We start from the raw sequence: 21,119 nt of genomic DNA, 5'->3' as shown, positions 1-21,119 counted from the left end.
TGCAGAACCATGAGCACTGAGCAAGAGACGACTTTCGACGAGCCGCGGCTCAACAGTACGGAAATCCGCATTCTGGGTTCGTTGATCGAGAAACAGGCCACCAGCCCGGAAACCTATCCCCTGACCCTCAATGCCCTGGTGATTGCCTGCAACCAGAAAACCAGCCGCGAGCCGGTAATGAACCTCACCCAGGGCCAGGTCGGCCAAAGCCTGCGCGCCCTCGAAGGACGCGGATTCACCCGACTGGTGATGGGCAGCCGTGCCGATCGCTGGGAGCACAAGGTCGACAAGGCACTGGAACTGGTGCCCGCGCAGGTGATCCTGACCGGCCTGTTGTTTTTAAGGGGACCGCAGACGGTCAACGAACTGCTGACCCGCAGCGGGCGCATGCATGATTTCGAGGATGCCGAGCAGGTGGTGCATCAGCTCGAACGCCTGATTGCCCGCGGCCTGGCAGTGCTGATTGCGCGCCAGGCCGGCCAGCGTGAAGATCGTTATACCCACGCGCTGGGTGATCCGGCGGATATCGAAGCGATTCTCGCTGCCCGTCAGAATGCGCCGGAGCGTGGTGCTGGCGGCGCGGTGTCGGTTGAGCGAATCGAAGAGCTGGAAGCCCGGATTGCCGCGTTGGAAGAGCGCTTGGCGCGTCTCGAATAAAAGCCGGGCGGCCTTTGCATCAGTAGACAAGGCTGCTGCGAGCAAACTCCACGGCCTTTTGAAACTGCTCATCGGTCGGGCGCACGCCGGTATAGAGCACAAACTGCTCCAGTGCCTGGATCGCGATCACTTCGAGCCCGGTGATGACATGTTTGCCCTCGGCACGAGCGCGCAGGATCAGCGGGGTTTCCGAAGGAACCGCGACCACATCGAAGACGATATCCGCAGCCTCGATGGCTTTGGCGTCGAACGCCAGCTGGTCGGCTTGCGGACCGGTCATGCCGATGGGCGTGACGTTGATGAGCATTTGCGGGCGCCGGTCGCCCAGCTCGGCTTGCCAGGAGTAGCCCAGTGACTTGGCCAACGCCTGGCCGGTTCGCTCGTTGCGGGCCACGATCAGGCCGTTGTGGTATCCGCCATCGCGCAAGGCGCTGGCCACGGCCTTGGCCATGCCGCCACTGCCCAGCAGGGCAAACGTGGTGTCCCTGGACACCTGGTGGGTCTGCAGCAACTGGGCAATGGCGATGTAGTCGGTGTTGAACGCCTTGAGATGCCCGTCGGTATTGACGATGGTGTTGATCGACTGGATGGCCGCGGCGGAAGGGTCCAGCTCATCGACCAAGGCAATGCAGGCTTCCTTGAACGGCATCGATACGCCGCAACCGCGAATACCCAGGGCGCGGATGCCGCCGACGGCCCCCGGCAAATCCTGGCTGGAAAACGCCTTGTAGTAGAAATTCAGCCCCAGTTGCTCATACAGATGATTGTGAAATCGCAGGCCAAAGTTCCCGGGCCGTCCGGAGAGGGACATGCACAGCTGGGTGTCTCTGTTGGGGTTCATCTGCATGTGAATCTCCTTGTATTGCATTTTCGGATGGACGGGATTAGCCGGTCCATCGAGTTCTGATCAATCATGGTCGCATGCCTTGGTCGACGCCGCGCGAGCGTAAGTTCGCCGACACAGACCTTACACAAAATTTACCTGGTGGCTGTGCTGATTTTCAAAAAAAAGCTGTCTTAGGAGTATCCCCGCGACATTCCTTGAGTCTATTGCAGACGCAAGCGCCGGGGCGAAGAACCGAGGAGTCATCATGATCCGTAGAATCCCCACAGTGGCCTTGCTGATCGGCGCCCTGGCTGTCGCAGGGCAAGCAGAGGCACATGGCGGCGGTGGCGGCTGGGAAGGTCCGGCGGTATTTGGCGCAATCGTCGGCTCGGCCATCGTTGGCTCGGCAATCATCAACAGTAACCGGCCCGTATATGTGACGCCGCAACCGGTCTACGCCCAGCCGGTTTACGCCCAACCGCAGCCGGTATACATGGCGCCACCGCCACCGGTTTACTACCAGCCAGCACCGGTGTATGTGGGCCAACCCATCTACTATCGCCCGGCGCCGGTCTATTACGGCCCACCCCGTGGCTACTACGGCCCGCCTCGCGGCTATTACGGCCCTCCCCACGGACACGGCCGCTGGTAATCGAAGATTCGCAGGCGCTCGTTCGCGCCTGCGAACTGCCGTTCGTCGTCGCAGGTCTGGAAAAATCCTGTCAGTGTCGCTATCGGGACAGTGTCGACGGTCGATGTTGGCAAGATTAAGTGCGAACCTGTCCAACAACAGCAGGTCGATAACAACAAGGACGAGCTTATGCCCACGCAAAACCCGCATCGCATCAATGGCCTGTGCACTTCCAGCAAGGTCTACAACGCCCTGACCGAACTCAAGCACCTGGAAGGCCATCGCAGCGCCAAGTTCCTTTCGCTGCTGGCGCAGAACCTGGTGCGCAAAGGCCTGCTCAACGAGCAGGAAGTGGTCCATATGCTCGATCAGGTGGTCGACTGAGCGCCAGCCGGCCAGCCGGCCAGCTGACCTCACTGGCATCAATGACCACTATTGAAAGCGTTGATTGTTCCTCGAAGCGCCCGGACCGTAAGGTGACTCCACAGATTGATGGAGGTCCTTATGATGTCTCAAGTACAAATCATGTCCGTTATCGGCAGCGCCGTTCCCGCACCGCTCAGGGCGCTTGGCTTGCTCGCCTGCTGGTACCTGGTCCAGGACGGCGAACAGATCAGCGGCCCGCTCACCTCGCTGCCCGACGCCCAGGCGCTGTCCCAGCGACTCGGCATGGGACAGGCTGGCAAGCTCAGCGCCTAAGGCAGCTGGACCCGCGGTTTGGTCTCGATGAAAATGGCCCAGCTCGACATGAACAGGGCCGCGATCAACGGGCCGATGACAAAACCGTTGAGCCCGAACATCGCCAGGCCACCCAGAGTCGAGATCAGGATCATGTAGTCCGGCATCTTCGTGTCCTTGCCCACCAGGATCGGTCGCAGCACGTTATCCACCAGGCCAATCACGAATATCCCGAACAACCCCAGTACCACGCCCTGCCAGATAGCGCCGGTGAGCAGGAAAAATGCCGCTACGGGCGCCCAGACAATTCCCGCCCCGACCGCCGGCAACAGCGACAGAAACGCCATCAACACCGCCCAGACCAGTGCGCTGGGAATGTCCAGGAACCAGAAGATCAAACCGCCTAATGCACCCTGGGTCATCGCCACGAGCAGATTGCCCTTCACCGTGGCCCGCACCACGCGGTTGAACTTGAGCTGCAGACGGCGCTTCTGGTGTTCCTCCAGCGGCACGGCCATGCGCACCTTGCGCGCCAGTTCGGCTCCGTCGCGCAGGAAGAAAAACAGCAGGTAGAGCATGATGAAAAAGCTGACGACGAACTCGAACGTGCCCTGGCCAAGAATGAACACCCGATTCGTCACCTCGCCACCCGCCATCGCGCTCTTGACGATCTTCTCCCGCAGCCCATTCAGCTCACCCACGCCGAACCGGTCGAGCAAATGCTGGAAATATGGCGGCAGGTTGTGCTTGAACCGCGTCACATAGCCGGCAATGTCCAACTCACCGCTTTCGACGCTCTTGTACAGCGCCGCGCCTTCCTGAACCAGCAGCATGCTGATGATGATCACGGGCAGGATCGCGATCACCAGGCAGATGCTCAAGGTACACAGCGAAGTCAGGTTGCGCTGCCAGCCGAACTTGAGTTGCAACCGGCGCTGCATCGGCGCAAAGACAATCCCCAGGATCACCGCCCAGAACACCGCACCGTAGAACGGCAGCAGGATCCAGATGAACGCAATGCTCACCAACACCAGCAAAACCGCCAGCGATTTATCTTTCAGCGTCTCTTCGTTCATGTCCGATCCAGGTCAGTCCACCGGCACGCAACGTTGCGCCCTGATGGTTAGGCCACTACGGCGCGCGCGAGTGCCGTGCGCTTGGTGAAAAAGCATGGCAAGGGAGGTGTCGAAGAGATCAGTCGTCAAATTCCAGGCAAAAAAAAGGGGAGCACATGCCCCCCCGAGGTTTAAAGCGTTGTATCGCGGCTGTTAACTCAGCCTTCGATCTCGATCAGGATCTCGCCCGGGTTCACCCGGTCGCCCTTGGCCACATGGATGGCGGTGACTTTGCCGGCGATGGCCGCCTGGACTTCGGTTTCCATCTTCATCGCTTCGGTGATCAACACAGCCTGGCCCGCCTTGACGGTGTCGCCCTCCTTGACCAGCACATCAACGATGTTGCCTGGCATGGTGGTGCTGACGTGGCCCGGGGCCGACGCCTGCTTGCGTTTGCTGCTGCCACCGCCGACGAATTCATTGAGCGGTTCGAACACCACTTCTTCCGGCATGCCGTCGATGGACAGGTAGAAGTGACGCTTGCCTTCGGCCTTGACGCCGACACCGGTGATGTCGACGCGGTAGGTTTCGCCGTGGACGTCGATGACGAACTCGGTTGGCACGCCTTCACCGCCGGCCGAGGCGACGCCACCGGCTTCAGGAATCGGCAACAGCACTTCAGGGGTCAAGGTGCCCGCTGCGCGCTCTTCGAGGAACTTGCGCCCGATGTCCGGGAACATGGCGTAGGTCAGCACGTCTTCTTCAGACTTGGCCAGGGCACCGATATCGGCACGCAGCTTGGCCATTTCCGGCTTGAGCAGGTCGGCTGGACGAACGTCGATCACTTCTTCGCTGCCAATGGCCTGGCGACGCAGTTGCTCGTTCACAGGCGCCGGCGCCTTGCCGTAGCCGCCTTGCAGGTACAGCTTCACTTCGTTGGTGATGGTCTTGTAGCGCTCGCCGGCCAACACGTTGAAGAACGCCTGGGTGCCGACGATCTGCGAAGTCGGGGTCACCAGTGGCGGGAAACCGAGGTCTTCGCGAACGCGCGGAATCTCTGCCAGCACTTCGCTCATGCGGTTCAGGGCGCCCTGCTCTTTCAACTGGTTGGCCAGGTTGGAAATCATCCCGCCCGGTACCTGGTTGACTTGAACACGGGTGTCGACGGCGGTGAATTCGCTTTCGAACTGGTGGTACTTCTTGCGCACGGCGTAGAAGTACAGGCCGATCTCTTGCAGCAGTTCCAGGTTCAGGCCAGTGTCGAACTCGGTGCCCTTGAGCGCAGCAACCATCGACTCGGTGCCCGGGTGGCTGGTGCCCGAGGCGAAGCTGGAGATCGCGGTGTCGATGTGGTCGGCGCCGTTTTCGATAGCCTTGAGCTGGCACATGGTGGCCAGACCGGCGGTGTCATGGGAGTGAATGAACACAGGCAGCGACTGTTCGGCTTTCAACGCCCGCACCAGTTCGCCGGTGGCGTACGGGGTCAACAGGCCGGCCATGTCCTTGATCGCCACCGAGTCGCAACCCATGGCTTCCATTTGCTTGGCTTGGGCCACGAACGCGTCGATGGTGTGCACCGGGCTGGTGGTGTAGGCGATGGTGCCCTGGGCATGCTTGCCGGCAGCTTTCACCGCTTCGATGGCCACGCGCAGGTTACGCACGTCGTTCATGGCGTCGAAGATGCGGAACACGTCGATGCCGTTGACCGCGGCCTTGGCGACAAAGGCCTTGACCACGTCGTCGCTGTAGTGGCGGTAGCCCAGCAGGTTCTGGCCGCGCAGGAGCATTTGCAGGCGTGTGTTAGGCAGTGCGGCGCGCAGTTGGCGCAGACGCTCCCACGGGTCTTCCTTGAGGAAACGTACGCAGGCGTCGAACGTCGCGCCGCCCCAGCATTCCAGCGACCAGTAGCCAACCTTGTCGAGCTTGTCGCAGATCGGCAGCATGTCTTCGGTGCGCATGCGGGTCGCGAGCAGCGATTGGTGGGCGTCGCGCAGGATGGTGTCGGTTACATGAATCTTCTTGCTCATTGTTCTATTCCTCACAGGCCTGCGTGGGCGGCGATGGCGGCGGCGATGGCCAGGGCCAGCTCTTCGGGTTTGCGCTTGATCGAGTAGTTGGTCAGTTCAGGGTGGCTTTCGACGAAGCTGGTGTTGAACTGGCCGCTACGGAATTCCGGGTTACGCAGGATTTCCTGGTAGTACGCGGCAGTGGTCTTGACGCCTTGCACACGCATGTCGTCCAGTGCGCGCAAGCCACGGTCCATCGCTTCTTCCCAGGTCAGCGCCCAGACCACCAGTTTCAGGCACATGGAGTCGTAGAACGGTGGAATGGTGTAGCCGGTGTAGATCGCCGTGTCGGTCCGCACGCCCGGACCGCCGGGTGCGTAGTAACGGGTGATCTTGCCAAAGCTGGGCAGGAAGTTGTTTTTCGGGTCTTCGGCGTTGATCCGGAATTGCAGCGCGAAACCGCGGTGCTGGATGTCTTCCTGCTTCACCGAGAGCGGCAGGCCGGACGCAATGCGGATCTGCTCGCGGACGATGTCGATGCCGGTGATTTCCTCGGTGATGGTGTGTTCCACCTGCACCCGGGTGTTCATTTCCATGAAGTACACCTCGCCCTCGGCGAGCAGGAACTCCACGGTACCGGCGTTCTCGTAACCCACGGCCTTGGCTGCACGCACCGACAGGTCGCCGATGTAGGCGCGCTGTTCCGGGGTCAGTTGCGGGCTCGGGGCGATTTCGATGAGCTTCTGGTTGCGGCGCTGGATCGAGCAATCACGCTCGAACAGGTGCACCACGTTGCCAAAGCTGTCACCGAGGATCTGCGCTTCGATGTGCTTGGGGTTGACGATGCACTTTTCCAGGAACACTTCCGCGGAACCGAACGCCTTGGTGGCTTCGGAAATGACGCGCGGGAATGCCTGTTCAAGTTCTTCACGGCTGTTGCAGCGACGGATACCGCGACCGCCACCACCGGAAGTGGCCTTGAGCATGACCGGGTAACCAATGCGGTCGCCTTCGGTCAGCGCTTCTTCGATACCGGCGACGTTGCCTTCGGTTCCCGGGGTGACCGGAACACCTGCCTTGATCATGCTGCGGCGGGCTTCGGTCTTGTCGCCCATGCGGCGAATGACTTCAGCCGATGGACCGATGAATTTGATCCCGCGTTCGGCGCAGATATCTGCCAGTTCGGCGTTTTCCGACAGGAAACCGTAGCCTGGGTGCAAGGCATCGCAACCGGTTTCCACAGCCAGGTTCACCAACTTGCGCGGGTTCAGGTAACCGGCCAGTGGCTCGGCACCAATACTGTGGGCCTCATCCGCACGCTTGACATGCAGGGCATGGCGATCGGCGTCGGAATAGATCGCGACCGAGCGAATGCCCATTTCGGCACAAGCGCGTACGATTCGTACGGCAATCTCACCACGGTTGGCGATCAGGATCTTTTTTATCACTTGGAGTTTCCCTTGATCCGGTGGTACCCACGACCTGCTTGACAGGTCGACGCGTGACCAAATGTTTCTGTTTGGTCGCAACGCCACACTAGCGCTCACAAGGGATTAACAAAAATGAATAATTATTGGGTCGTGCATAAGTAAAGACTTATAGTTGACACACCAGCCCGTGGCCAGAGTGTCCAGATAATGCGTAAGTCCTTGATGCGTATGACATTGCGTCAATTGCAAATCTTCAACGAAGTCTGCGACCTGAGGTCCTACAGCCGCGCAGCCGACGAAATGTCTCTCACGCAACCGGCCGTCAGCCTACAGATTCGTCAACTTGAGGAGCTGGTGGGCCAGCCACTGTTCGATTATGTCGGCAAGAAACTCTACATGACCGAAGCGGCGGAAGCCCTGCAACGCGCGAGCCGGGACATCTTCGGACGGTTGGAAAACCTCGACATGCAACTGTCGGACATGCAGGGCTCACTGCAGGGCCAACTGAAACTGGCGGTGGAATCCAGCGCCAAGTATTTCGTACCGCATCTATTTGCCGCCTTCAAGCGCCAGCATCCGGAAGTCAACCTGCAACTGACGGTGGTCAATCGCGCCCAGGTGATTCGGCGACTGTCGGACAACCGCGATGACCTGGTGATCATGTCCATGGTGCCCCAGGACATGGGGCTGGAGTTCCTGCCGTTCCTGAACAATCCGATCGTTGCGGTCGCACCGCCCGACCACCCGCTGTGCCATATGGGACCATTGCGCCTGCAGGATCTTGAGCCCTACACCTTGCTGATGCGCGAGGTGGGGTCGGGAACGCGTCTGGCCTGCGAAGAGTACTTCAAGGAAAAGCGCGTGCACTTCAACCAGACCCAGGAGGTCTCTTCGGCCGAAGCCCAGCGTGAATGCGTGCTGGCGGGTCTGGGCGTAGCACTGTTGACGCGCCACGCCCTGAACCTTGAATTGGCCACCGGCGGTTTGATCGAGTTGCCGATCGACGAACTGCCGCTCTACCGCAGCTGGTGTCTGGTACAGGCCAAGGCCAAACGCCTGTCACCGGTGGCTCACGCCTTCCTTGCGTTCATTCGTAGCGAAAGAATTCAGATCAGCGCGCTGGTTGAGCGCTTCGACGGGAAGCTGTCGGCGCCGCCTGCCAGTAATTGAGTTCCAGGTCGCCAGTAAAATCGGCAATCTCGGCGAGAAGCTGGCGTTGTTCGCAGCGATCTTCGATTGCACGACGAAACGCCATGCGGCGCTGGTCTTCCTGCTGACGACGGGTTTTGACGGCGCTGTTGCGTTCTTCGTAGGGCTGGGCCATTTCGAGTCTCCCAAGTCGAGTACGGGAGTTTCAAGATAAGCGCGGGGGATGACGGTTTGGCGGCAGGTCGGTTACAGACAGATGAACCCTGTAGGAGCTGGCTTGCCAGCGAGGCGCCCTAAAGACAAACACATGCCTCAAGGACGCCTTCGCCGGCAAGCCGGGCGCCCACAAGTCAGTCGTCCAGGGCTTTTACCGATTTTGGCGACAGGCGCAAGCTGCGCAGGCTGCGCTTGACGCTCTTGAGATGGTTGACCAGGCTCGGCCCGCGGGCCATGGCCACGCCCATGGCCAACACATCGATGACCACCAGGTGGGCGATACGCGAGGTCAGCGGCGTGTAGATTTCGGTGTCTTCGTGAACGTCGATGGCCAGGTTGACGGTCGACAGCTCGGCCAGAGGCGTCTGGCTCGGGCACAAGGTGATCAAGGAGGCGCCGCTCTCACGCACCAGGTTGGCGGTGATCAGCAAATCCTTGGAGCGACCGGACTGCGAGATGCAGATCGCCACGTCACTCGGCTTCAGGGTGACCGCCGACATCGCCTGCATATGCGGATCGGAATACGCCGCCGCCGTGAGCAGCAAACGGAAGAATTTGTGTTGCGCATCCGCCGCCACTGCTCCGGAAGCGCCGAAACCATAGAACTCCACGCGCTGGGCCTGGGACATGAGCGTCACCGCCCGCTGCAATTCCAGCGGATCGAGCTTTTCGCGGACCTCCATCAGCGTGTGCAGCGTGGTATCGAAAATCTTCAGGCTGTAGTCGGCGACCGAATCGTCCTCATGGATCGCGAACTGCCCAAAACTGGCCCCTGCCGCCAGGCTCTGGGCCAGCTTGAGCTTCAAGTCCTGGAAACCCGAGCAACCGATGGCGCGGCAAAAGCGCACGATGGTCGGCTCACTGATACCCACGCTGTGGGCCAGGTCGGCCATGGAACTGTGCATCACGGCCGCAGGATCAAGCAGAACGTGATCGGCAACCTTGAGTTCCGACTTGCGTAACAGGTGGCGAGACTGGGCGATGTGTTGCAGCAGATTCAAAGGGCTGGACTCTTTTTTATTTGGCAGGCGCCGGGGATGTAGCACGCTTGTAGTTATACTACATGAATCGTCTTTTTGCCTGCTGAATAAGTAACTGAATTGTCTTTGTCACACCCTGTTTTAGCGGTATGAGCCTTATGTAGCAGTAAATCCGGCCTTTGCCGCCAAGGATTTTTCGCGAAAAAAAAGCCCGCAGTGTGAGCGGGCGAAAGACCAAAGAAGCTATATGCGCAGTCGCTTCATTGATGAGCAAGCCGCTTGGGGGATCAGCTTCCTCGGTACGTTGAATAGCTGTAGGGCGAAATCAACAGCGGAACATGGTAGTGATCCTGCTCGGCAGAGATGCCAAAACGCAGCACCACTACATCCAGGAACGCAGGCGTAGGCAACTGCACGCCACGCGCGCGGTAGTAATCGCCTGCATGAAACTGCACCTGATAGACCCCGGTGCGGTAGTCATCGCCCTGCAGCAGCGGTGCATCGACACGGCCATCGCTGTTGGTTATCGCGCTGGCGACCAATTCCAGCTGCGAGCCTTCAACGCGGTACAACTCGACCTTGATCGAGCTGCCCGGGCAACCGTGTGCAGCGTCCAAAACGTGTGTAGTCAAACGTCCCATTGATTCTGCGCGCCTGCCTGCATGGAAGCAGCCAGACCTCGCGCCTCCCGAAGTCAGTTGAAAAGGAGACCGCACCGATTCGGAGCACGAAAAGCTGCGGCGAGCGACTGATTAAGACATTTTTCAAAAAAATTGTACACAATAAAAACGACATTTCGTCCGACACCGCCAGCCCACAGGCTTTTGCCGTCGATTTTCCAGCGATCCTTGCGCTTGCGCTGCTTTCAAGCCGTTAGTTGACCAATCAGGCAAATTTCTTGCACGGGACGGGTAAGAGCCCGGAAACCGCAAGTCAGATGACCGCTGATGAAAAATGCAAAAAATCAGGCTTACAAAATCAATATAAAGTTGTATACAATCACTCCATCGCTGTGACGCCACCCTGCCATTGCACCCTCGGGCGCGCCACACCACCTGTCAACACGAACAAGAAGGAAGACTGCAGTGAGCGCTGACTACCCTCGCGACCTGATCGGTTACGGCAGTAACCCTCCGCACCCACACTGGCCGGGCAATGCCCGCATCGCCCTGTCTTTCGTACTCAATTACGAAGAAGGCGGCGAGCGCAACATCCTGCACGGCGACAAAGAGTCTGAAGCGTTCCTTTCGGAAATGGTCTCGGCGCAACCGCTGCAAGGCGCGCGCAACATGAGCATGGAATCGCTTTACGAGTATGGCAGCCGCGCTGGCGTCTGGCGGATCCTGAAACTGTTCAAGGAATTCGACATTCCGCTGACCGTGTTCGCCGTGGCCATGGCCGCCCAGCGTCACCCGGATGTGATCCACGCCATGGTCGAGGCCGGCCACGAGATCTGCAGCCACGGCTACCGCTGGATCGACTACCAGTACATGGACGAAGCCCAGGAACGCGAGCACATGCTCGAGGCGATCCGCATCCTCACCGAAATCACCGGCGAACGCCCGTTGGGCTGGTACACCGGCCGTACGGGTCCGAACACGCGCAAGCTGGTGATGGAAGAAGGCGGTTTCCTCTACGACAGCGACACCTACGACGACGACCTGCCCTACTGGGAACCGAACAACCCGACCGGCAAGCCGCACCTGGTGATCCCGTACACCCTGGACACCAACGACATGCGCTTCACCCAGGTCCAGGGTTTCAACAAGGGCGACGACTTCTTCGAATACCTCAAGGATGCGTTCGACGTGCTGTACGCCGAAGGCGCCGAAGCACCGAAGATGCTGTCTATCGGCCTGCACTGCCGGCTGATTGGCCGTCCGGCGCGCCTGGCTTCGCTCAAGCGCTTTATCGAATACGCTAAAAGTCATGAACAGGTGTGGTTCAGCCGTCGCGTCGACATCGCGCGCCACTGGCAGGAAACCCACCCGTACCAAGGGGCCGCGAAATGAGCGCCTTTCAAACCTTGAAACCCTCGACCTTGAGCCGCGACGCTTTCGTCAAAGCCTTCGCCGACATCTACGAACATTCGCCATGGGTGGCCGAAAAGGCCTTCGACCTGGGCCAGGACGCTTCGATCGACCAGATCGAAACCCTGCACCAGCGCATGAGCGACATCCTGTTGAGCGCCGATCACGCCAGCCAGCTGGCTTTGATCAACGCTCACCCAGACCTGGCCGGCAAAGCCGCCGTCCAGGGCCAACTCACCGAAGCCAGCACCCATGAACAGGCTGGCGCCGGTATTCACCAATGCACGGCCGAAGAGTTCCAGCGCTTCACCGAGCTGAACGACGCCTACAAGGCCAAGTTCAAGTTTCCCTTCATCATGGCGGTAAAAGGCAGCAACCGGCATCAGATCCTCGCGGCGTTCGAAACGCGCATCCACAACCCGCAAGATACCGAGTTCAAGTGCGCGCTGGCGGAGATCAACAAGATCGCCCTGTTCCGATTACTGACCCTATAAGCAAGCCTGGCCCGGGTGCTGTTAAACGCGAAAAGTACCCTGGGCCCTGCAAGCATCCCAAGCCAACTTATTAAAGGCAGACAAGAAGAATGAAAGCTTACGCCGTACCTTTCGAGAAGTTCGTCAACCTGGCCGACGCCCGCCTGGGCACCAAAATCATCTCGGTCACCGATGACTGGTTCGCAGACGCCAACCGTCTGTTCCAACCGACCCCGGCCGTGTGGAAGGAGGGCGTGTTCGATGACAACGGCAAGTGGATGGACGGCTGGGAGTCGCGCCGCAAGCGCTTCGAAGGCTACGACAGCGCGGTGATCCGCCTGGGTGTGCCTGGCTCGATCAAGGGCGTGGACATCGATACTTCATTCTTCACCGGCAACTTCCCACCGTCGGCCTCCCTGGAAGCCTGCTTCCTGGCCTCGGGCGAGCCGGATGCAAACACCCAGTGGACTGAAGTACTGTCCGCCGTCGAGCTGCAAGGCAACAGCCACCACTACCACGAAATCAGCAACGACCAGGCCTTCAGCCATCTGCGCTTCAACATCTACCCGGACGGCGGTGTAGCCCGCCTGCGCGTCTACGGCATTCCGTTCCGCGACTGGTCGGCTGTGGGCGACAACGAGCAAGTCGACCTGGCCGCAGCCCTCAACGGTGGCCGCGCCCTCGCCTGCTCCGACGAACACTTCGGCCGCATGAGCAACATCCTCAACCCGGGCCGTGGCATCAACATGGGCGACGGCTGGGAAACCGCGCGTCGTCGCACACCGGGCAATGACTGGGTAATCGTCGCCCTGGGTCACCCGGGCGAGATCGAGAAAATCATCGTCGATACCCTGCACTTCAAGGGCAACTACCCGGACAGCTGCTCGATCCAGGGCGCGTTCGTGAAAGGCGGTACCGACAGCCAGATCGAAACCCAGTCGCTGTTCTGGCGCGAACTGCTGCCAAGCCAGAAGCTGGAAATGCACGCCGAACACACCTTCGCCGAGCAGATCAAGGCCCTGGGCCCGATCACCCACATCCGCTTGAACGTGTTCCCGGACGGTGGCGTGAGCCGCCTGCGCGTTCTCGGCAAGGTTGCGAAGTAACACCCGATCGTTCCCACGCTCTGCGTGGGAATGCATACCGTGACGCTCCGCGTCACAGTGGACGCGGAGCGTCCATGGCGGCGTTCCCACGCAGAGCGTGGGAACGATCAAACACAGAATTCGGATAAGAACAGCATGCGCACACTGACGATTGAACCGCTGACCAAAGAAGCCTTCGCCCCTTTCGGTGACGTGATCGAAACCGACGGCAGCGATCACTTCATGATCAACAACGGTTCGACCATGCGCTTTCACAAACTGGCGACGGTGGAAACCGCAACGCCAGAGGACAAGGCGATCATCAGCATTTTCCGCGCCGACGCGCAGGACATGCCGCTGACCGTCTGCATGCTGGAGCGTCATCCGCTGGGCAGCCAGGCTTTCATTCCGCTGCTCGGCAACCCCTTTCTGATCGTGGTCGCGCCACTTGGCGATGAACCTGTATCAGGCTTGGTCCGCGCCTTCGTCACCAACGGCAGGCAGGGCATCAATTACCATCGCGGCGTCTGGCACCACCCGGTGCTGACGATCGAAAAGCGGGATGACTTCCTGGTGGTTGATCGCAGTGGCACAGGCAATAACTGCGATGAGCATTTTTTCAAAGAGGATGAGCGTTTGATCCTCGCCCCCCACCAATAAGAGAAGGTCTGATCACTCGACAACAAGAGTGACAGGCGAGAGGTAAAGACTGTGGAAGCACATCTGTTGGAATGGCTGAACCTGAGCGTGCGCTGGGTTCACATGATTACCGGCGTGGCCTGGATCGGCGCATCGTTCTACTTCGTCTGGCTGGAAAACAACCTCAATCGGGTCAACCCGAAAAGCGGTCTGGCCGGTGATCTGTGGGCGATCCACGGCGGCGGTATCTATCACCTGGAAAAATACAAACTGGCTCCGCCGACCATGCCGGACAACCTGCACTGGTTCAAATGGGAAGCCTACTTCACCTGGCTGTCGGGTATCGCGCTGCTGTGCGTGGTGTTCTACTCCAATCCGACGCTCTACCTGCTGGCTCCGGGCAGCACCCTGAGCGGCCCTGAAGGCGTGGCCATCGGTATCGGCTCGCTGTTCATCGGCTGGTTCGTCTACTCCTTCCTCTGCGACTCGGCCCTGGGCAAGCGCCCTGCCCTGCTCGGTTTCATCCTGTTCGTGCTGATCATCGGCGCGGCCTATGGCTTCAGCAAGGTGTTCAGCGGTCGTGGTGCGTACCTGCACGTCGGCGCGATCATCGGCACCATCATGGTCGGCAACGTGTTCCGCATCATCATGCCGGCGCAACGCGCACTGGTGGCGGCGATTGCCGAGAACCGCACGCCGGATCCGGCGCTGCCGGCCAAAGGCCTGCTGCGTTCGCGTCACAACAACTACTTCACCTTGCCGGTGCTGTTCATCATGATCAGCAACCACTTCCCGAGCACCTATGGCAGCCAGTACAACTGGTTGATCCTGGCCGGGATCGCGGTGCTGGCGGTGTTGGTGCGTCACTACTTCAACACCCGCCACGACAGCCACAAGTTTGCCTGGACCCTGCCAGTGGCAGCGGTGGGCATGATTTGCCTGGCCTACGTGTCCGGGCCGAAGCCGATGTCCAGCGCCCCTGAAGTGGCCAAGGCACCTGCTGCGATCGAGTACCAGCCACTGCCGGAAACAGCAGTGGGCGGTGGCTTGAAACCGGCCGAAGCCAAACCTGCACAAGCGCCTGCCGCCGCCCCGGCGCAAGCGTCCAATGCCGGTCCTGGTTTCGACAAGGTCCACAGCGTGATTCAGGAACGCTGCACGGTTTGCCACTCGTCCAAACCGACCAGCCCGCTGTTCAGCGCAGCCCCGGCCGGCGTGATGCTCGACACCCCCGAGCAGATCCGCCAGAACGCCGCGCGGATCCAGGCTCAAGCCGTCGCCAGCCAGATCATGCCACTGGGCAACATCACCCAGATGACCCAGCAGGAACGTGACCTGATCGGCGCCTGGATTGTTCAGGGTGCTCCGACCAATTAATCGTTGAAAAGCTTCGCTGGCAAGCCAGCTCCTACAGGGTTTCGCATGACCTGTAGGAGCTGGCTTGCCAGCGATTGGCCGCGACGCGGTCCACCTGATGCACAAAATCACAAGAATAAAAATGATCCGAGGTGTTGCATGTCCGAGCTCTCCCAAGCACGCATCCCCGACGCACCCGCCATTCAGCGTTTGCCTCTCTTGCAACTGATCCTGGTCGGTTTGCAACATGTTCTGCTGATGTACGGTGGCGCCATCGCGGTGCCGCTGATCATCGGACAGGCCGCTGGCCTGAGTCGTGAAGAAATCGCCTTCCTGATCAATGCCGACCTGCTGGTCGCCGGCATCGCCACCTTCGTCCAGTCACTCGGTATCGGTCCCATGGGCATTCGCATGCCGGTGATGATGGGCGCCAGTTTCGCCGCCGTCGGCAGCATGGTCGCCATGGCCGGCATGCCCGGCATCGGCCTGCAGGGGATCTTCGGCGCGACAATCGCCGCCGGATTCTTCGGCATGCTCATCGCGCCGTTCATGTCCAAGGTCGTGCGCTTCTTCCCCCCTCTGGTGACCGGCACGGTCATCACCTCGATCGGTCTTTCGCTGTTCCCCGTGGCCGTGAACTGGGCCGGCGGCGGCGCGGCTGCCGCTCAATTCGGTTCGCCGATCTACCTGACCATCGCCGCGCTGGTACTGGGCACCATCCTGCTGGTGCATCGCTTCATGCGCGGTTTCTGGGTCAATATTTCGGTGCTGATCGGCATGTGCCTGGGCTACGTGCTCTGCGGCGTGCTCGGCATGGTTGACCTCAGCGGCATGGCTCAGGCGCCATGGCTGCAGTTCGTCACCCCGCTGCATTTCGGCATGCCGAAATTCGAGCTCGCGCCAATCCTCTCGATGTGCCTGGTGGTGGTGATCATTTTCGTCGAATCCACCGGCATGTTCCTCGCCCTGGGCAAGATCACCGGCCAGGAAGTCTGCCCGCGAATGCTGCGCCGTGGCCTGCTGTGTGACGCCGGCGCTTCATTCTTCGCCGGTTTCTTCAACACCTTCACCCACTCCTCCTTCGCGCAGAACATCGGCCTGGTGCAGATGACCGGCGTGCGCTGCCGTTCGGTGACCATTGTCGCCGGTGGCTTGCTGATCGTCCTGAGCCTGCTGCCCAAGGCCGCATTCCTCGTGGCCTCGATTCCCCCGGCGGTGCTGGGCGGCGCGGCGATTGCGATGTTCGGCATGGTCGCCGCCACCGGGATCAAGATCCTGCAGGAAGCCGACATCGGCGACCGGCGCAATCAGTTGCTGGTGGCGGTGAGCATCGGCATGGGCCTGATCCCGGTGGTGCGTCCGGAGTTTTTCGCCCACCTGCCCCTGTGGATGAGCCCGATCACCCACAGCGGTATCGCGATGGCCACGCTCAGTGCGCTAACGCTGAACCTGCTGTTCAACATCCTTGGCGGCGCTGAACGCGCGGCCATCAACGACTGCCACGCCCACACCCACTAAGTCAGAAGCACACACCCCCTGCAGGAGCCGGTTTGCCGGCGAAAGCGGAGTATCAGGCGAGATTGATTCTGGATCTGCTGGCCTCTTCGCTGGCAAGCCAGCTCCTACAGGGGGTAGGGGTTTCCTGCGCCTTGAAAATAAGAAAAAGAGGGAGCAACAGATGATTCGTACACAGACAAACCTGTTGTTGGCAGGCGGTCTTTTGGCCGCCACTCAAGCCATGGCCGGCGATTTGCTGCTGTGGCAAACCAACAGCCTGAGCTACCTGTACGGCAAGGATTTCGCGGTCAACCCGTCGATCCAGCAGACGGTAACCTTCGAGCACGCCGATCGCTGGAAGTACGGCGACAACTTCATGTTCATCGACAGCACCTACTACAACGGCGAGAAAGACCGCAACAAGGGTGTTCACGCCTATTACGGCGAGTTCAGCCCGCGCCTCTCCCTGGGCAAGATCCTCGACCGCCGTTTCGAATTCGGCCCGATCAAGGACGTGCTGCTGGCCATGACCTACGAGAACGGCGAAGACGACACCGAGGCCTACCTGATCGGCCCCGGTTTCGACCTTGCCATACCAGGCTTCAACTATTTCACCTTGAACTTCTATAACCGCCAGACAGAAGGCTCGCGTCCCGGCGATGATGTCTGGCAGGTCAGCCCGGCCTGGTCCTACACCGTTCCACTGGGCAACTCGAGCGTGCTGATCGACGGCTACCTGGACTGGGTGGTGGACAACGACCAGAACTCCCACGGCACCTATCACGCCAACGTGCACTTCAACCCGCAGATCAAGTACGACTTGGGCAAAACCCTTGGCTGGCGGGAAAAACAGGTGTACGTCGGCGTCGAATACAGCTACTGGAAAGACAAGTACGGCATCGAAAACAACGGCAATCTCGACACCAATGAAAACACCACCAGCCTGCTGGTGAAGGTGCATTTCTAAGATGACCCGCAACCGTGCCCCACACCTGTCGTCGGTGCGCTGTTGCGGGGCACTTGAGACCTGGCCAAGGAGTCAGTATTCTCCGCGGCCGCCTGAATCCGCTTTAAAAAAAAGCCCGGATTTAATTCCTGACCAGAAAGCCAACTTATCCCGGCTCTGGACGGTACCAAGGCATCCCCAAACCACTCTCAATCGACTGTTTTTGAGCAGCCGAGCGGGAGTTTTTTTGTTTTCTGAAAGCCTTGGCGCAGCTCTTGCTTACAGCACTAAAGCTGACCGATTGGATGACTTTTTGCAGCTACGGAAAAGACGCCACACCAGAGCGTCGACCTTAAAAAAATAACGTGAAACCACTACTTTTTGGGAGCAACCGAATGAAACGTACGTGCACTAGCCTGATGCTGGCGGGATCATTGCTGGCGGGGGGTCAGGCCATGGCCGGCGACTTGCTGCAATGGCAGAACAACAGCCTGACCTACCTGTATGGCAAGGACTTCCAGGTCAACCCGCGCATCCAGCAGACCGTGACCTTCGAACACGCCGACGGCTGGAAATACGGCGACAACTTCTTCTTCATCGACAAGATCTTCTACAACGGCAAGGAAGACTCTTTCGCGGGTGAAAACACTCACTACGGCGAATTCAGCCCGCGCCTGTCGTTCAACAAGATCTTCGATCAGAAGCTGGAGTTCGGCCCGATCAAGGACGTGCTGCTGGCCATGACCTACGAGTTCGGCGAAGACGACACCGAGTCGTACCTGATTGGTCCGGGCTTCGACCTGGCCATCCCCGGCTTCGACTACTTCCAGCTGAACTTCTACAACCGTCACACGGAAGGCGACCGCCCGGGTGACGATGTCTGGCAGATCACTCCGGCATGGTCCTACACCATCCCGGTGGGCGACTCGGACGTGCTGATCGACGGCTTCATGGACTGGGTAGTCGACAACGACGTCAACGACAAAGGCGAATACCACGCCAACCTGCACTTCAACCCGCAGGTCAAGTACGACCTGGGCAAGGCGCTGAACCTGGGTGCCAAGCAACTGTACGTCGGTGTCGAGTATGACTACTGGAAAAACAAGTACGGTATCGAAGACAGCCAGGGCTTCAAGACGGATCAGAGCGTGACCAGCTTCCTGGTCAAGGTTCACTTCTGATTTAAAACTTCGCGAGCAGGCTCGCTCCCACACGCGATCAACTGTGGGAGCGAGCCTGCTCGCGACGGCTTCACCTCCGATCTCAGGCCGGATCCACCGGCTGCGCCAACCCCAAAAATCGGCACAACTCATCGCGCTTGGCCAACGCATCCCGCCGCCCCAGATCGATCAACTCGCTGCAATACCCCGCCTCGAACAGCAGATAACTCAACACCCCTGCCCCGCTGGTCTTGGTCGCCCCCGGTCCACGCAAGAACAGGCGCAGCGCCGCTGGCAGCTCCTGACGGTGCCTTGCGGCAATCTCGTCGATCGGTTGACTCGGTGAAATCACCAGCACTTCCACCGGTGCCACGCCCAGCGTTCGGACCGGGGTGCCATCGGGCATGAGGTGACTGAACTGATTCAAGCGCTGCAACAGCTCGATATCGCTTTCCAGGCTGTCGATGAACGTACTGTTGAGCATGTGCCCGCCAATCTGCGCCAGGGTCGGTTGTTGCCCGGAATAGGCGCGCTGCAGCGGCTGCTCGGGATCGATGCCGCGCGGGTTGCCACTGACACCCACCACCAGCACTCGACTGGCGCCCAGGTGCAACGCCGGGCTGATGGGCGCCGATTGGCGCACCGCGCCATCGCCGAAATATTCCTCGCCGATTTTCACCGGAGCGAACAGCAGCGGAATGGCGGAGCTGGCGAGCAAATGGTCAACGGACAATAGCGTGGGAATGCCGATCCGGCGATGGCGCAACCAGGCGTCGATGGTGCCGCCGCTCTGATAGAAGGTGACCGCCTGGCCGGACTCATAACCGAAGGCGGTGACGGCGACCGCGTGCAACTGCCTTTGGGCGATGGCGTCGGCGATGCCGCTCATCTGTAGTTTGTCATCGAGCAACCCGCGCAACGGCGAGCTGTCGAGCAACGCCACCGGCACCTGCGCGCCGAGGCCCAGCAAGCTGTGACTGACGAACCGGGTGGCCTGGCTGATCACCCCCGGCCAGTCGCTGCGCAACACCAGGTGACTGCGAAAGCCCTGCCAGAACGCCGTCAGGCGCTCGATGGCCGCGCGAAAATCCATTGCCCCGCTGGCCAGGCTGACCGCATTGATCGCCCCGGCGGACGTGCCCACAATCACCGGAAAAGGATTGTCCGCGCCCAAGGGCAGCAACTCGGCAATCGCCGCCAGTACGCCCACCTGATACGCTGCCCGAGCCCCGCCGCCGGAAAGAATCAACCCTGTGACCGGTTCAGCAGGACTCATCGCAACGCTCCATGGTGCATGTCGGGATCGGCCGTTCAGCCGCGTTTTGCGTACAGCTTCGGCTCACCGGGCGGGCGGCTCTTGAAGCGGCGATGGGCCCAGAGGTATTGCTCTGGACAGTCACGCAACACGCCTTCGATCCACTGATTGATGCGCAAGCAGTCGGCTTCCTCGGTTTCACCGGGAAAGCCTTCGAGCGGCGCGTGGATCACCAGGCGATAACCACTGCCGTCCGCGAGACGCTCCTGGGTGAACGGCACCACCAGCGCCTTGCCCAGCCTGGCGAATTTGCTGGTGGCGGTGACGGTGGCGGCCTGGATGCCGAACAACGGCACGAAAATGCTTTGCTTGGCGCCATAATCCTGGTCCGGTGCATACCAGATCGCCCGGCCGGCCCGCAGCAACTTGAGCATGCCGCGCACGTCCTCGCGCTCGATCGCCAGGGAATCGAGGTTGTGCCGCTCCCGCCCGCGACGCTGTACATAGTCGAACAACGGGTTCTTGTGTTCGCGGTACATACCGTCGATGGTGTGCTGCTGGCCGAGCAGCGCGGCACCAATTTCCAGCGTGGTGAAGTGGACAGCCATCAGGATCACGCCCTTGCCGTCACGCTGGGCATTCTTCAGGTGCTCCAGACCCTCGACATGGGCCAGTTTCGTCAGCCGTTCGCGCGACCACCACCAGCTCATGGCCATTTCAAAGAAGGCGATTCCGGTGGAAGCGAAGTTTTCCTTGAGCAGTCGCTTGCGCTCGGCCGCGGATTTTTCCGGGAAGCACAGCTCGAGATTGCGCTTGGCAATGCGCCGCCGGTCGGCCGCCGCTCGATACATCACGGCACCCAGGACCCGACCGATCCACAGCAACGCCGGATACGGCAGCTGGACAATCAGCCATAACAACCCCAGGCCGCACCAGAGCGGCCAGAAACGTGGCATCAGAAAAGTTGTTCGAAAACGCGGGCGATCCATTAATGGTTCCGAAAAGACGATGGCCGCGCATTCTACATCGTTCGACCCGGCTTGCGGCTTG

22 protein-coding genes are annotated in these 21,119 nt (G+C 60.2%); 13 read left to right on the top strand and 9 right to left on the bottom strand.

Going from position 1 to position 21,119, the window contains the following annotated elements:
- Positions 1 to 9: 9 nt before the first annotated feature.
- Complete coding sequence (locus NQL71_RS03795) at positions 10 to 657, top strand: YceH family protein (RefSeq protein WP_046817981.1); 648 nt, start codon at positions 10 to 12, stop codon at positions 655 to 657.
- Between the two features lie 19 nt (positions 658 to 676).
- Here NQL71_RS03795 and NQL71_RS03790 read toward each other — a convergent pair whose 3' ends face one another.
- A complete protein-coding gene (locus NQL71_RS03790; RefSeq protein ID WP_248686411.1) occupies positions 677 to 1,504 on the bottom strand; it encodes a shikimate 5-dehydrogenase in 828 nt (275 codons plus the stop codon).
- Positions 1,505 to 1,748: 244 nt separating this feature from the next.
- Between NQL71_RS03790 and NQL71_RS03785 the strand changes: the two genes are divergently transcribed.
- From NQL71_RS03785 to NQL71_RS03775, 3 genes are all read left to right on the top strand, one after another.
- Entirely contained in the window at positions 1,749 to 2,135 is a 387-nt protein-coding gene (locus NQL71_RS03785; RefSeq protein WP_046817979.1) for a hypothetical protein, read from the top strand.
- A 168-nt stretch (positions 2,136 to 2,303) separates the two neighbouring features.
- Complete coding sequence (locus NQL71_RS03780; protein ID WP_046817978.1) at positions 2,304 to 2,498, top strand: hypothetical protein; 195 nt, start codon at positions 2,304 to 2,306, stop codon at positions 2,496 to 2,498.
- 123 nt (positions 2,499 to 2,621) lie between these two features.
- On the top strand, positions 2,622 to 2,813 hold the full coding sequence (locus NQL71_RS03775; RefSeq protein WP_046818011.1) for a hypothetical protein: 192 nt from the start codon (positions 2,622 to 2,624) through the stop codon (positions 2,811 to 2,813).
- Here NQL71_RS03775 and NQL71_RS03770 read toward each other — a convergent pair.
- The 3 genes from NQL71_RS03770 to NQL71_RS03760 all read right to left on the bottom strand — a co-directional run bounded on the left by NQL71_RS03770 (position 2,810) and on the right by NQL71_RS03760 (position 7,301).
- Positions 2,810 to 3,868, bottom strand: a complete 1,059-nt coding sequence (locus NQL71_RS03770; protein ID WP_046817977.1) for an AI-2E family transporter — start codon at positions 3,866 to 3,868, stop codon at positions 2,810 to 2,812. The two genes, NQL71_RS03775 and NQL71_RS03770, sit on opposite strands and share 4 nt — an antisense overlap.
- Positions 3,869 to 4,065: 197 nt before the next feature.
- Positions 4,066 to 5,874: a sodium-extruding oxaloacetate decarboxylase subunit alpha gene (gene oadA / locus NQL71_RS03765; protein WP_046817976.1), complete on the bottom strand. Its 1,809-nt coding sequence runs from the start codon at positions 5,872 to 5,874 to the stop codon at positions 4,066 to 4,068.
- Positions 5,875 to 5,885: 11 nt separating this feature from the next.
- Positions 5,886 to 7,301: an acetyl-CoA carboxylase biotin carboxylase subunit gene (locus NQL71_RS03760; RefSeq protein WP_046817975.1), complete on the bottom strand. Its 1,416-nt coding sequence runs from the start codon at positions 7,299 to 7,301 to the stop codon at positions 5,886 to 5,888.
- Positions 7,302 to 7,490: 189 nt separating this feature from the next.
- On the opposite strand from NQL71_RS03760, the gene NQL71_RS03755 reads away from it, so the two are divergent.
- Positions 7,491 to 8,453: a LysR family transcriptional regulator gene (locus tag NQL71_RS03755; RefSeq protein ID WP_046817974.1), complete on the top strand. Its 963-nt coding sequence runs from the start codon at positions 7,491 to 7,493 to the stop codon at positions 8,451 to 8,453.
- On the opposite strand, the gene NQL71_RS03750 is transcribed toward NQL71_RS03755, so the two are convergent.
- The 3 genes from NQL71_RS03750 to uraH form a co-directional block, all read right to left on the bottom strand.
- A complete protein-coding gene (locus tag NQL71_RS03750; RefSeq protein ID WP_046817973.1) occupies positions 8,395 to 8,607 on the bottom strand; it encodes a PA3496 family putative envelope integrity protein in 213 nt (70 codons plus the stop codon). The two genes, NQL71_RS03755 and NQL71_RS03750, sit on opposite strands and share 59 nt — an antisense overlap.
- A 175-nt stretch (positions 8,608 to 8,782) precedes the next feature.
- Entirely contained in the window at positions 8,783 to 9,649 is an 867-nt protein-coding gene (hexR, locus tag NQL71_RS03745; RefSeq protein WP_008056956.1) for a transcriptional regulator HexR, read from the bottom strand.
- A 266-nt stretch (positions 9,650 to 9,915) separates the two neighbouring features.
- Complete coding sequence (gene uraH, locus NQL71_RS03740) at positions 9,916 to 10,269, bottom strand: hydroxyisourate hydrolase (RefSeq protein ID WP_017339772.1); 354 nt, start codon at positions 10,267 to 10,269, stop codon at positions 9,916 to 9,918.
- Between the two features lie 444 nt (positions 10,270 to 10,713).
- Between uraH and puuE the strand changes: the two genes are divergently transcribed.
- The 8 genes from puuE (at position 10,714) to NQL71_RS03700 (ending at position 18,835) form a co-directional block, all read left to right on the top strand.
- A complete protein-coding gene (gene puuE, locus NQL71_RS03735; RefSeq protein WP_046817972.1) occupies positions 10,714 to 11,640 on the top strand; it encodes an allantoinase PuuE in 927 nt (308 codons plus the stop codon).
- A complete protein-coding gene (gene uraD, locus NQL71_RS03730) occupies positions 11,637 to 12,152 on the top strand; it encodes a 2-oxo-4-hydroxy-4-carboxy-5-ureidoimidazoline decarboxylase (RefSeq protein WP_046817971.1) in 516 nt (171 codons plus the stop codon). The genes puuE and uraD overlap by 4 nt, the downstream gene beginning before the upstream one ends.
- 89 nt (positions 12,153 to 12,241) lie before the next feature.
- Entirely contained in the window at positions 12,242 to 13,237 is a 996-nt protein-coding gene (gene alc, locus NQL71_RS03725) for an allantoicase (RefSeq protein WP_046817970.1), read from the top strand.
- Positions 13,238 to 13,372: 135 nt separating this feature from the next.
- Complete coding sequence (locus NQL71_RS03720) at positions 13,373 to 13,876, top strand: ureidoglycolate lyase (protein WP_007898831.1); 504 nt, start codon at positions 13,373 to 13,375, stop codon at positions 13,874 to 13,876.
- Between the two features lie 51 nt (positions 13,877 to 13,927).
- Positions 13,928 to 15,232: a urate hydroxylase PuuD gene (locus NQL71_RS03715; protein ID WP_077185489.1), complete on the top strand. Its 1,305-nt coding sequence runs from the start codon at positions 13,928 to 13,930 to the stop codon at positions 15,230 to 15,232.
- Positions 15,233 to 15,370: 138 nt separating this feature from the next.
- The gene (locus tag NQL71_RS03710; RefSeq protein ID WP_274642284.1) at positions 15,371 to 16,729 is read left to right on the top strand and encodes a nucleobase:cation symporter-2 family protein; all 1,359 of its coding nucleotides are present in this window, start codon (positions 15,371 to 15,373) and stop codon (positions 16,727 to 16,729) included.
- Positions 16,730 to 16,889: 160 nt separating this feature from the next.
- Entirely contained in the window at positions 16,890 to 17,675 is a 786-nt protein-coding gene (locus NQL71_RS03705) for an outer membrane protein OmpK (RefSeq protein ID WP_046817967.1), read from the top strand.
- 374 nt (positions 17,676 to 18,049) lie between these two features.
- A complete protein-coding gene (locus NQL71_RS03700; RefSeq protein WP_046817966.1) occupies positions 18,050 to 18,835 on the top strand; it encodes an outer membrane protein OmpK in 786 nt (261 codons plus the stop codon).
- Positions 18,836 to 18,917: 82 nt separating this feature from the next.
- Here the strand turns inward: NQL71_RS03700 and NQL71_RS03695 are convergent, their stop codons facing one another.
- Positions 18,918 to 20,090 (bottom strand): patatin-like phospholipase family protein, encoded by a 1,173-nt coding sequence (locus NQL71_RS03695; RefSeq protein WP_046817965.1) that lies wholly within the window; start codon positions 20,088 to 20,090, stop codon positions 18,918 to 18,920.
- A gap of 35 nt (positions 20,091 to 20,125) precedes the next feature.
- A complete protein-coding gene (locus tag NQL71_RS03690) occupies positions 20,126 to 21,058 on the bottom strand; it encodes a lipid A biosynthesis lauroyl acyltransferase (RefSeq protein WP_274642283.1) in 933 nt (310 codons plus the stop codon).
- Positions 21,059 to 21,119: the final 61 nt, after the last annotated feature.

It is taken from the genome of Pseudomonas serbica (genome assembly GCF_028823535.1).
In the GTDB taxonomy this organism is placed as follows: Bacteria; Pseudomonadota; Gammaproteobacteria; order Pseudomonadales; family Pseudomonadaceae; genus Aquipseudomonas; species Aquipseudomonas serbica.
Note: the sequence above shows the minus strand (reverse complement) of the source record. Positions and strands in the feature narration are given on the sequence as shown.

What these genes read in the sequence shown, in the direction of transcription:
- NQL71_RS03795 (WP_046817981.1), top strand. Translation starts at nt 10, where the DNA reads ATGAGCACTGAGCAAGAGACGACTTTCGACGAGCCGCGGCTCAACAGT.
- NQL71_RS03790 (WP_248686411.1), bottom strand. Translation starts at nt 1,504, where the DNA reads ATGCAGATGAACCCCAACAGAGACACCCAGCTGTGCATGTCCCTCTCC.
- NQL71_RS03785 (WP_046817979.1), top strand. Translation starts at nt 1,749, where the DNA reads ATGATCCGTAGAATCCCCACAGTGGCCTTGCTGATCGGCGCCCTGGCT.
- NQL71_RS03780 (WP_046817978.1), top strand. Translation starts at nt 2,304, where the DNA reads ATGCCCACGCAAAACCCGCATCGCATCAATGGCCTGTGCACTTCCAGC.
- NQL71_RS03775 (WP_046818011.1), top strand. Translation starts at nt 2,622, where the DNA reads ATGTCTCAAGTACAAATCATGTCCGTTATCGGCAGCGCCGTTCCCGCA.
- NQL71_RS03770 (WP_046817977.1), bottom strand. Translation starts at nt 3,868, where the DNA reads ATGAACGAAGAGACGCTGAAAGATAAATCGCTGGCGGTTTTGCTGGTG.
- oadA (WP_046817976.1), bottom strand. Translation starts at nt 5,874, where the DNA reads ATGAGCAAGAAGATTCATGTAACCGACACCATCCTGCGCGACGCCCAC.
- NQL71_RS03755 (WP_046817974.1), top strand. Translation starts at nt 7,491, where the DNA reads ATGCGTAAGTCCTTGATGCGTATGACATTGCGTCAATTGCAAATCTTC.
- NQL71_RS03750 (WP_046817973.1), bottom strand. Translation starts at nt 8,607, where the DNA reads ATGGCCCAGCCCTACGAAGAACGCAACAGCGCCGTCAAAACCCGTCGT.
- uraH (WP_017339772.1), bottom strand. Translation starts at nt 10,269, where the DNA reads ATGGGACGTTTGACTACACACGTTTTGGACGCTGCACACGGTTGCCCG.
- uraD (WP_046817971.1), top strand. Translation starts at nt 11,637, where the DNA reads ATGAGCGCCTTTCAAACCTTGAAACCCTCGACCTTGAGCCGCGACGCT.
- alc (WP_046817970.1), top strand. Translation starts at nt 12,242, where the DNA reads ATGAAAGCTTACGCCGTACCTTTCGAGAAGTTCGTCAACCTGGCCGAC.
- NQL71_RS03720 (WP_007898831.1), top strand. Translation starts at nt 13,373, where the DNA reads ATGCGCACACTGACGATTGAACCGCTGACCAAAGAAGCCTTCGCCCCT.
- NQL71_RS03710 (WP_274642284.1), top strand. Translation starts at nt 15,371, where the DNA reads ATGTCCGAGCTCTCCCAAGCACGCATCCCCGACGCACCCGCCATTCAG.
- NQL71_RS03705 (WP_046817967.1), top strand. Translation starts at nt 16,890, where the DNA reads ATGATTCGTACACAGACAAACCTGTTGTTGGCAGGCGGTCTTTTGGCC.
- NQL71_RS03700 (WP_046817966.1), top strand. Translation starts at nt 18,050, where the DNA reads ATGAAACGTACGTGCACTAGCCTGATGCTGGCGGGATCATTGCTGGCG.
- NQL71_RS03695 (WP_046817965.1), bottom strand. Translation starts at nt 20,090, where the DNA reads ATGAGTCCTGCTGAACCGGTCACAGGGTTGATTCTTTCCGGCGGCGGG.
- NQL71_RS03690 (WP_274642283.1), bottom strand. Translation starts at nt 21,058, where the DNA reads ATGGATCGCCCGCGTTTTCGAACAACTTTTCTGATGCCACGTTTCTGG.